General features: G+C 70.8%; 9 protein-coding genes. 6 read left to right on the top strand and 3 right to left on the bottom strand.

The annotated features are described in order from the left end of the window. Nucleotides 1-3 precede the first annotated feature (3 nt). Nucleotides 4-1020 carry a glycoside hydrolase family 172 protein gene (locus NL1_RS34770; protein WP_067848900.1) on the top strand — a complete coding sequence of 339 codons (1017 nt, stop codon included), beginning with the start codon at nucleotides 4-6 and terminating at the stop codon, nucleotides 1018-1020. On the opposite strand, the gene NL1_RS34765 is transcribed toward NL1_RS34770, so the two are convergent. Beyond that, nucleotides 1011-1472 carry a hypothetical protein gene (locus NL1_RS34765; RefSeq protein WP_067848898.1) on the bottom strand — a complete coding sequence of 154 codons (462 nt, stop codon included), beginning with the start codon at nucleotides 1470-1472 and terminating at the stop codon, nucleotides 1011-1013. The two genes, NL1_RS34770 and NL1_RS34765, sit on opposite strands and share 10 nt — an antisense overlap. Nucleotides 1473-1549: 77 nt before the next feature. Between NL1_RS34765 and NL1_RS34760 the strand changes: the two genes are divergently transcribed. The 5 genes from NL1_RS34760 (at nucleotide 1550) to NL1_RS34740 (ending at nucleotide 6264) form a co-directional block, all read left to right on the top strand. After that, nucleotides 1550-2554: a zinc-dependent alcohol dehydrogenase family protein gene (locus NL1_RS34760; protein WP_067848897.1), complete on the top strand. Its 1005-nt coding sequence runs from the start codon at nucleotides 1550-1552 to the stop codon at nucleotides 2552-2554. Continuing rightward, nucleotides 2551-3948, top strand: coding sequence for a xylulokinase (gene xylB, locus NL1_RS34755; protein WP_067848895.1), 1398 nt, complete (start codon nucleotides 2551-2553; stop codon nucleotides 3946-3948). Before NL1_RS34760 ends, xylB begins: the two co-directional genes overlap by 4 nt. A gap of 77 nt (nucleotides 3949-4025) precedes the next feature. Then, nucleotides 4026-4553, top strand: a complete 528-nt coding sequence (locus NL1_RS34750) for a GNAT family N-acetyltransferase (RefSeq protein ID WP_067848890.1) — start codon at nucleotides 4026-4028, stop codon at nucleotides 4551-4553. 274 nt (nucleotides 4554-4827) lie between these two features. Next, the gene (locus NL1_RS34745; RefSeq protein ID WP_067848887.1) at nucleotides 4828-5769 is read left to right on the top strand and encodes an acyl-ACP desaturase; all 942 of its coding nucleotides are present in this window, start codon (nucleotides 4828-4830) and stop codon (nucleotides 5767-5769) included. A 156-nt stretch (nucleotides 5770-5925) separates the two neighbouring features. Further along, entirely contained in the window at nucleotides 5926-6264 is a 339-nt protein-coding gene (locus NL1_RS34740) for an MmcQ/YjbR family DNA-binding protein (RefSeq protein ID WP_067848903.1), read from the top strand. A gap of 62 nt (nucleotides 6265-6326) precedes the next feature. Here NL1_RS34740 and NL1_RS34735 read toward each other — a convergent pair whose 3' ends face one another. Both NL1_RS34735 and NL1_RS34730 read right to left on the bottom strand, forming a co-directional pair. Next, on the bottom strand, nucleotides 6327-7250 hold the full coding sequence (locus NL1_RS34735; protein ID WP_245673730.1) for a tyrosine-protein phosphatase: 924 nt from the start codon (nucleotides 7248-7250) through the stop codon (nucleotides 6327-6329). Between the two features lie 140 nt (nucleotides 7251-7390). Next, on the bottom strand, nucleotides 7391-9591 hold a 2201-nt coding region (locus NL1_RS34730), incomplete at its 5' end, for a PEP-utilizing enzyme (RefSeq protein ID WP_067848881.1).

Raw genomic sequence — 9591 nt, 5'->3', positions numbered from 1 at the left:
ACTGTGACCGCGGCCGGGTCGCCACCGGAACTGTGGCGGCTCGACGCCGCCCGCACTCGGTCGATCAGCGCCGAGAATCCCACCGGCGCGCCCGGCGCGGGAGCTCGTGCGACGGACGGCACCGGCGCCTACGCCGCACGTGATCTAGGCGTCGGATGGAAGGTCTCGCCGTCCATCCAGCTCGAGCCCGGCGATACCGCGATCCTGGCCGACGCGACGGGCCCCGGCGTAATCCGGCACTTCTGGTTGACGACCGACCGCACCGCACTGCGCGAACTGACCCTGCGCATGCACTGGGACGACGCACCGCGACCCGCCGTGCGGCTGCCGCTGGGCGATTTCTTCTGCAATGCCTGGGACGAGCTCGCGCTGGTGAACTCGGAGATGGTGGTGGTGGCTCCGGCGGGCGGCCTGAACAGCTACTGGCCCATGCCTTTTCGCCGAAGGGCGCGGATCACCCTGCACAACGGCGCGGACCGCGCGGTGCCGGTGTACTACCAGATCACCTACACCGAAGAGGACGTGCCCGGTGCGGCCGGCTACCTGCACACCCAGTGGCGCCGCAGCGCACCGCTCGGCAGCCCGGCGGTGCACACCATCCTCGACGGCGTCGCCGGACGCGGCCGCTACGTGGGCACCTATCTCGCCATCCGGCCCGGTGACCCGGGATGGTGGGGTGAGGGCGAGCTGAAGTTCTACCTCGACGGCGACACCGAGCACCCGAGCATCTGCGGCACCGGCACCGAGGACTACTTCGGCGGCGCGTGGAACTTCGACATGGACGGCCGGTACCGGACCTACTCGACCCCGTATCTGGGTCTGCCCCAAGTGCTTCCGCCCGACCGCTGCTACGAGGCCGACCAGCGATTCGGCATGTACCGCTGGCACGTGCGCGACCCGATCTGCTTCCACAGCGACGTGCGCGTCACCGTGCAGGCGCTCGGCTGGTCGGATACGGGCACGTATCTTCCGCTGGAACGCGCCGAGATCGCCACCACCGCGTGGTGGTATCAGGGCTGACCGGGCAGCTCCAGCGCGGCGGCGTCGAAGCCGTCCATCAGCTCGTCGGCGCGCGCCAGTGCCAGGTCCAATCCCGCCTCGAGGTCGTCGAGCATCGTCAAACCGCCCAGCAGTCCGGACAATTCGTTGCGCACCTGCTCCAGCTCCTCGATCGCCGGATCGACCGGGGACCAGACGGCGCTCTCGGACCATCCCGGCGCGCCGTCCAGCCAGGCGCACAGCACATCGCGAACCAGGCGGTGATCGGAGGTGTACAGCTCGAAGCGCCGCGGGTCACCGACGCCGCGGTGCTGGAGTTCGTACATGCCGTCGGGCAGGTGGCGGGCACGGATCCAATCCCGTTCGCCCCTGGCGAGTTCCAGGAACGGATGATCGACGGCCGAGGCTCCGCCCCCGGTCCGCGACACCGTCGCCTCGGGGTCGCCGGTCGGTCGGCTGGGGTCCGCACGCATCGGGTCAGTCTGCCCGATCGCGGCCGCGAATACTCGAAATGCATCGCGGCACGGTGGTCCGGGTGCATGGTAGAGGGATGCGCGCGGTGGTCGTCGAGACGCCAGGTCGTTGTTCGGTGCAGACCGTGCCGGATCCGGTGCCGGGTCCCGGCGCGGTGGTCGTGCGCGTCGCCGCGGTCGGCATCTGCGGCACCGACGCGCACATCGTGGACGGCGAGTTCCCGCCGACGCCGTACCCGATCGTGCCCGGGCACGAGTTCGCGGGCGAGGTCGTCGCCGTCGGCCACGAGGCGGTGGGCGTCACCGTGGGCGACCGGGTCGCGGTGGATCCCTCGCTGTTCTGCGGCGCGTGCCACTACTGCGCGATCGGGCGCGGCAATCTGTGCGAACGCTGGGGCGCGATCGGCGACACCGTGGACGGCGCGATGGCCGAGTACGTGGCGGTGCCTGCCGCCAACTGCCACCGCCTGCCGGACTCGCTCTCGCTGAGCCACGGCGCGCTGGTCGAGCCGCTGTCGTGCGCGGTGCACGCCTTCGACGTGCTCCCCCGCACGCTCGGCGCGCACTATCTGCTCTACGGCGCGGGCACCATGGGCCTGCTGATGCTGCAATTGGCCAGGGTGGCGGGCGCGGCCTCGGTGTCGGTCGTGGATCTCGAGGCCGCGCGGCTGACGGTGGCCGAGAAGCTCGGCGCCGACGCGGTCGGGACCGACGCCGACGGCTTCGACCGACCGCACGGGTGGGAGGTCGTCATCGACTGCACCGGCGCGATCGCCGCGATCGAGGACGGCGTGACCCGGGTGCGGCGCGGCGGGGTGTATCAGCAGTTCGGCGTCGCGCCCGGCGCGGCGACCGCCGCCATCTCCCCGTTCCGCGTCTACAACGACGAGATCAGCATCGTCGGCTCCATGGCGGTATTGCACAGTTTCGGGCGGGCGGTGGAATTGATGGGCAAGGGCGTGATCGACGCCGACACCATGATCACCCACAGTTTCGCGCTCGACGACTTCGCCGACGCGCTCGGGGCATTTCGCGCGCGAGCGGGCCGCAAGATCCAGATCAGGCCGGATGGGTCCCCATGACGCGGGTGGCCGGGGTGGACAGCTCCACCCAGTCGTGCAAGATCGTCGTCTGCGACGCGGCGACCGGTGCGGTGCTGGAGCGGGCAACGGCCCCGCATCCCGGCGGCACCGCGGTGCCCGCCGAGGCCTGGTGGGACGCGCTGTGCGCCGCGGGCAACGGGCTCCTCGATCGGGTCGACGCGATCGCCGTTGGCGCACAGCAGCACGGCATGGTCGCGCTGGACGCCGACGGCACACCGATTCGAGACGCGCTGCTGTGGAACGACATTCGCTCCGCGTCCGCGGCCGAGGAACTCGTCCGCGAGCTCGGCGGGCCGCAACCGTGGGCCGACGCGGTGGGCAGCGTGCCGGTCGCCGCGTTCACCGTCACGAAGCTGCGCTGGTTCGCCGATCACGAGCCCCATCTGGCCGACCGCGCCCGGCGAATCCTGCTGCCCCACGACTACCTGACCTGGCGGTTACGCGGTCCCGACGCCGAACCCGTCACCGACCGCGGCGACGCCTCCGGTACCGGCTACTGGTCCCCCGCCACAGGCCGCTACCGAGAAGACCTGGTGTCGCTGGCTTTCCGCGGCCGCATGCCGCTGCTGCCGCGGGTACTCGGACCCGCCGAATCCGCGGGACGCACCCCGTCGGGCGCGCTGGTCGCGGCGGGCACCGGCGACAATGCCGCGGCCGCACTGGGATTGGGGCTCGAACCCGGCGACGTCGTGCTGTCACTCGGCACCAGCGGCACCGCCTACGCGCGCGGTGGCGCTCCCAGCGCCGACCCTTCCGGCGCCGTCGCCGGATTCGCCGACGCGACCGGCGCCTTTCTCCCGCTGGTCTGCACGCTCAACGCGGCACAGGTGCTCACCGCCGCCGCGCGACTCCTCGGCGTCGACCTCTCCGGCCTGGAAGCTCTTGCCGCCCAGGCTCCCCCGGGCGCGGAAGGACTGGTCCTCCTCCCCTACCTCACCGGCGAGCGCACCCCCAACCTGCCGCACGCCACGGGCAGCCTGCACGGCTTACGCCCGCGCACCATGCACCCCTGGCACCTCGCACGCGCCGCCTACGAAGGCATGCTGTGCAACATCGCCGACGCCCTCGACCATCTCGTGGCCACCGGCATCACCCCGCGCCGCATCCTGCTCATCGGCGGCGCCTCCCGCTCCGCGCTTGTCCGCGTGATCGCCGCGCAGATCCTCGGGCGTCCTGTCACCGTCCCCGAACCCGAGGAATACGTCGCGCTCGGCGCGGCCCGCCAAGCCGCCTGGGCCCTCGCGGGCAGCGCCGCTCCCCCGCGCTGGCCGACCCGCACAGCCGCCCACATCTCCGTCTCCGCGGATGCCGCCGCCACCGGCCGCGCTATCCGCGATGCTTACGCCCACGCCAGGGACGCCCTCCACGGCTGAGCTGCCCCGCCAACGGAATGTGGCCGCCGCGCTCGGCGCTCATCGGACGCAGGCGGAGTCGTGGGTATCGTCGCGCTATGCCCGAGCTGATCGCGCCGACCACACGCCTGCACGCCGCCTGGCTCGAGGCCCACCAGGAATGGGGTCCCGGCGTCCACGAGGACGGTTTCGGCCTGCGGTTGTCCGACGAGGTCGGCTCGCTCGCAGGGTTCGCGGCCTGGGTCGCGCGGCTGTCCGGCGAGCCGGACCGGGCGAAGGTCGTCCCCGTGCGCACCGTGTACCGGTGGATCGTCGACGGCGACCGGGTGCTCGGCGGAATCGCGCTCAGACACGGGTTCGACGAGTTCGTGGAGCGGTCGGGTCACATCGGCTACGGCGTCCGGCCTTCCGCGCGCTGCCGCGGGGTGGCGACCTGGGCACTGGGCCGGATGCTGGATGAGGCGCGCGTGCTCGGCATGAGCCGGGTGCTGGCCGTCTGCGCGACCGGCAACATCGCCTCGGCGAGGACGATCGAACGCCACGGTGGTGTGTTGGAGGGCATCCGGGACACCGACCTCGGCCCCGCTCGCCGCTACTGGATCGAAATCGGCGGGTCGAGCGCATGATTCGCCGGGCCGTTGGTGCGCCGCAGCGACGTGCCGCCCGGTACTGGCCGACCTGTTCGACGTCCCTGCTCGACATCAGGGACCGTCCGACGACCTGCCGTCGTCGCGACCGGCGCGTCCTCCGGCAACCGATCATCAGGTGAGTCGGCCCGATGTTGCACCCGAACCCGAATGCCCTGGTCTAGGGTGTTGGTGCGGCGAGCGCCGCACAGTCAGTGATGCGTGAACAGCGGTACGTTCCGTGGTTTTTTTCCACCGAATCGAAAGGCGCTGCATGGCTAGAGACTTGACGCAACTAGAGCTTTTGCGGGAGCTGGAGCCGGTCGTCGCGACCAATATCGACCGGCATTTGTCCACGGCCAAGGACTGGTATCCCCACGACTACGTGCCCTGGGACGAGGGCCGCAATTTCGCCGCGATGGGTGGCGAGGATTGGGATCCCGAGCAGTCACAGCTCTCGGAGGTCGCCAAGGTCGCGATGATCACGAACCTGCTCACGGAGGACAACCTGCCGTCCTACCACCGCGTGATCGCCAAGAACTTCTCGCAGGACGGGGCGTGGGGCACCTGGGTCGGCCGCTGGACCGCCGAGGAGAACCGCCACTCCATCGCCATGCGCGACTACCTCGTCTGCACCCGCGCGGTCGATCCCGTCGCCTTGGAGAACGACCGGATGGTGCACATGACCCGCGGTGTGCATACACCGCCGGGCTTCGGCGGTGTGCTCGATCAGGTCGCGTACGTGACGTTCCAGGAGCTGGCCACCCGGGTCAGCCACCGCAGCACGGGACGGGTCTGCGACGACCCGATCGCCGACCGGCTGCTGCAACGCATCGCGGCGGACGAGAACCTGCACATGATGTTCTATCGCAACGTCGCGGGCGCCGCGTTCGACGTCGCTCCCGACCAGGCGATCGAGTCGGTGACGCCCATCGTGAAGTACTTCGCCATGCCGGGCACCGGCATGCCGAACTGGCGACGCAATGGCGTCATGATGGTCAAGCACGGGATCTACGACCTGCGCCAGCACCTCGACGAGGTCGTCCTGCCGATCCTGCGCATCTGGAACGTTTTCAATCGCACCGACTTCACCGCACGCGGTGAACGCAGCCGCGAAGAACTCGCCGAGTACGTCGAGAAGCTCGGGCGCGACGTCATCCGTTTCGAAGAACAACGCGAACGCATCCTCGCCCGCGAAGCCGCGCGGGTCGGGTAAGGCACAAGTCGCGCTCCGGCTCGGTCGGAGCCGGCACGAGACGAGCTGACGTTCGGACCGGCCGCATCGTGGCCGGTCCGAACAGCTCGGCCGCGTCACGGCGTGGTGGCCGATGCGCGAACCGCGGGTGTCGGGGGCGCCTGGGAGGATCGGGGGATGAGTAGCACCGGGGACGATGTCCGTGCCTATGCCTTGTCGTTGGCGGAGACGAGTGAGCAGTTCGCTTGGGGGATGCCGATTTTCCGGGTGGCCGGGAAGTTGTTCTTGACGTTGCCGGAGAACGAGACGTCGATGGCGGTGCGGTGTCCCGTGCTCGATCGGGACGAGCTGGTGGTGGCGGAGCCGGACAAGTTCTGGATCGCGGCGCACGAGGCGAACAATCCGTGGGTTCGGGTGCGGCTCGCGGCGCTGGAGGACCGGGGCGAACTCGAAGCGATCGTGCTGGACTCGTGGCGCCAGGCCGCTCCCCGGCATCTGCTCGACGACGCGGAGTGAACGACGGCGCCGCCGCCCGTGCCGAAGCAGGAGCGGCGGCGCGTGGTGGCGCCAGGCGCGTCTCAGTGCTTGGTGAGCAGCTTCGACTGCACCGCCTCGAGGGTCGCCGCATCGATGCCGAGCCCCTCGGTGAGGAAGCGGTCGAAGGAACCGTAGGTCTGCTGGACCTGGTCGAAGGCGGCGTCGAGGAAGTCGCGCTGGACGCCGACGATCGGCTCCCAGAGGGCGCGGTCCTCGACGAGCCCCTGCTGGACGAGGGCATCGAGCAGCGCCTTGTTGCCCGCGGCGAGATTGTCGTTCGACTGCAGGAAGTCGTGGTAGATCTGGCCCTCCGGGACGTCGAGGGCGCTCATGAGGATGGCGGTCATCCAGCCGGTGCGGTCCTTGCCCGCCGTGCAGTGGTAGAGCACCGCGCCGTCGGCGTTCGCGATCTCACGGAACGCGGCGGCGAACTGGCCGCGAGCGGTCGGATCGGTGACGAACCAGCGGTAGTAGGTGCGCATGATCTCGGCGCCCTTGCCGTCGCCGAGCACCTTCTGCTGTTCGGCGGGACCGGCCTGGATCAGCCCGGACACCATGAGGAAGAAGTCGTTGGCGGGGTCGTAGACCGGCAGTTCGGTGCGGCGCACGCCGGACGGGATCTTGTCGGGATCGCGGCCCGCCTCGATGGGGCTGCGGAAGTCGATGACCTGGGTGATGCCCAGCTCCACCAGCTTCTGCTGTTCGCCCGCGTCGAGTTTGGCAAGGGCGTCGGTGCGATAGACGACACCGGTGGCGACACGCTTGCCACCCTTGGCAGGGTAGCCGCCGATGTCGCGGGCGTTGGGCGCGTGCGTCAAGCCCATCGGCCGGTCGCCCTTGCCCGGCGATTCGAGGACGGGGACGGCCGGGCCTGCGAGGGCCGGTGCGACGGTGACCGGCAGGACGCCGAGAAGTACTGCGGCCGAGGCCGCTACGACGCCGCGCATGGCGCGTGAAATGGTCACAGGGGTGTTCCTTTCGATCATGGGCCGGTTCTGCGCGGTCGGCCCAAGTGGGTGCACGGCACTGCCCCCGCTCCGCACCCGAGGACGCCGCAGTGCCGTCTATTCCGCCCGAAGCGACTCCGGGACAGAGGTTTTCGCGATCAGTCGGCGAGCAGCGTGACGGTGCCCGCAGCCCCGTCCACGCGCACCCGCTGTCCGTCGGACAGGCTGGTGGTGGCGGTCTTGGTGTCCACCACGCAGGGGATGCCGAATTCGCGCGCCACGATGGCGGCGTGCGAGGCGGAACCGCCGATGTCGGTGACCACCGCGGCGGCGTAGGCGAACATCGCGGTATGACCGGTGTCGGTCACCGAGGCGACCAGGATGTCGCCGGGTTCGATGTCGTCGTCGAGCGAGAGCACCAGCTTCACGGTGCCTTCCACCACGCCGGGGCACACGCCGATACCGGTGAGGCTCTCGTCGACGGCCAGCGCGCCCGAGTCGGCGACCGGTTCCCATTGCCCAGCAACGACATCGGGCATCCTGATGTCCTGCAGGCGTTTGCGTTCGGCGCGACGGCGGCCCACTCGCTCTCCCGCATCCGCGGGGAGACAGAAGATCTCGTCCAGGCTGAGGTAGCAGACGTCGTCGGTGTCGCGCAGCAGACCGGAGCGGATCAGCCGGTCGGCGCGCTCGCGCACCGCCATGCGCAGGCAGTGCGTGATCCGCACGACGGCGTCGCGGGCGCGTTCCCTGGCGACGGTGGCGCCCGCCGCCATGCGCGCGGTGCGGCTCGGCGCGGCATCGACGGGTTCCCGTGTCGGCGCGGGCAATTGGGCGGCCCGCGCGGCGGCCGTCACCAGCAGTGCGGGCCGGTCGCCGAAGGTCGGATTGATCAGTTCGCATTCGCCGGGACCGCGATGGCCGATCCTGGCGAGCTCCTCGTCCAGGGCCGCGGCGAAGGCAGGCGACGCGGCCCGCGCCGCCGCGACATCACCCGTGCGGGCGATCTCCAGCAGCGTCGCGTCGCCGCGGCAGACAGCGGCCAGCCGTTCCACCGCGAGCATCGGCTTCGCCGACTCCAGCCGGTTCAGGTCGATCGGGACCTCGCCCGCGTTCTTGCCGCGGGCGTGCACGGCGGTGGCCGCGCCGGTCATCATGACGCCGATGGAGGCCGCCTGCCAGGCCTGGTGCAGCCGGTCGCGCCAGAGCAGGGCGCGCACGTGCAGCTGTTCGTCGGTGAGGTCGGCGATCTGTTCGGCGGTGAGCGCCTCGGTGTGCGAGGCGGCGTTGATCAGTTCCGCGGTCGCGGCGAAGCGGCGGGCGGTGGCGATGACACGGGAGGTGGCGCGCCAGGTGGCGGCGGTGCTGGCCAGACCCGTCGGCATCGGCGGCTTGCCGTGCGGCTGCAGCGGAATCTCGTCGGGGATGTTGCCGTAGGCGTCGCGGCGGATGCTCTCCTCGTCCCAGCCCGGCATGTTCTCGGCGGCCAGTACGCCGATCGAGGCGTTGATGTAGATGTGGTGGCCGAGCACGGTGGTCACCCGGCTCGTCCAGTGCTCCAAGGCGATTCCGTCGAGCGCGATCATGGTGCCCATCGCCTCGTTGGCGAGCCGGATCGCGCCGGCGTGCAGGTCGATGGTGAGCGGCGTCATCGGACCGGGCAGCGCCTCCGAGGTGTTGGTGGCGGTGTGCACCGGGTAGCGCGGGTCGACGCGATCGTCGAACTCGCCTTCGAGCCCCTCGGGGGCGACGTCGACCAGGCGGTGCCGGTCGGAGGTGGCGGCGCGCGCCGGAATCACGTGGGCGGGCAACGGGATCGCACCGCTGCGCGTGCGGAAGGAACCGCCCGACGGCTTGCGGCCGACCAGGCCGCGCACCAGATCGGCTGCCGTCTCGGCCGCGGTCCATCCGCAGCGGAATCCCCAGTCCTCCTGCGCCACCGAGGAGTTCAGCAGCGGTCTGCGCGCCGACCAGCCCGGCACCCAGGCGGAGTAGCGCACCCCGGCCGCGCGCATCAGCGCGCGCACGTCGTCGGTGGTCACCACGCCCGGCGCGGCCAGCTCGACGACGCCGACCCGCGGCGAGATCGCCGCCAGCATCAGGAAGCGGTCCAGGTCGTCGCTGTGCAGCAGCTGGAATCCCGCACCGGACTTGGCGCCGAGGATCGGTTCGAGCGCGCGGCGGGTCTCGTGCCCGATCCGGCGGCCTCCGATCAGCGCGGTACGCACCAGCAGATGATCGGCACCAGATTCCCGAAGCCGTTCGGCGACTTCGGATTCCGGAACTCCGGCCGAGCGCGACCCCGCCACGACCGGAACCACCACGCGCGCACCGGCATCCCGCGCCGCCGCGCCGATCG

This window comes from Nocardia lijiangensis NBRC 108240 (genome assembly GCF_001613045.1).
Taxonomy (GTDB): domain Bacteria; phylum Actinomycetota; class Actinomycetes; order Mycobacteriales; family Mycobacteriaceae; genus Nocardia; species Nocardia lijiangensis.
This window is presented reverse-complemented; position numbering and strand designations above follow the sequence as displayed.

Bases quoted from the DNA above. Each gene is read 5' to 3' on its own strand.
- NL1_RS34765 (WP_067848898.1), bottom strand. From the start codon at position 1,472: ATGCGTGCGGACCCCAGCCGACCGACCGGCGACCCCGAGGCGACGGTG.
- NL1_RS34760 (WP_067848897.1), top strand. From the start codon at position 1,550: ATGCGCGCGGTGGTCGTCGAGACGCCAGGTCGTTGTTCGGTGCAGACC.
- xylB (WP_067848895.1), top strand. From the start codon at position 2,551: ATGACGCGGGTGGCCGGGGTGGACAGCTCCACCCAGTCGTGCAAGATC.
- NL1_RS34750 (WP_067848890.1), top strand. From the start codon at position 4,026: ATGCCCGAGCTGATCGCGCCGACCACACGCCTGCACGCCGCCTGGCTC.
- NL1_RS34745 (WP_067848887.1), top strand. From the start codon at position 4,828: ATGGCTAGAGACTTGACGCAACTAGAGCTTTTGCGGGAGCTGGAGCCG.
- NL1_RS34740 (WP_067848903.1), top strand. From the start codon at position 5,926: ATGAGTAGCACCGGGGACGATGTCCGTGCCTATGCCTTGTCGTTGGCG.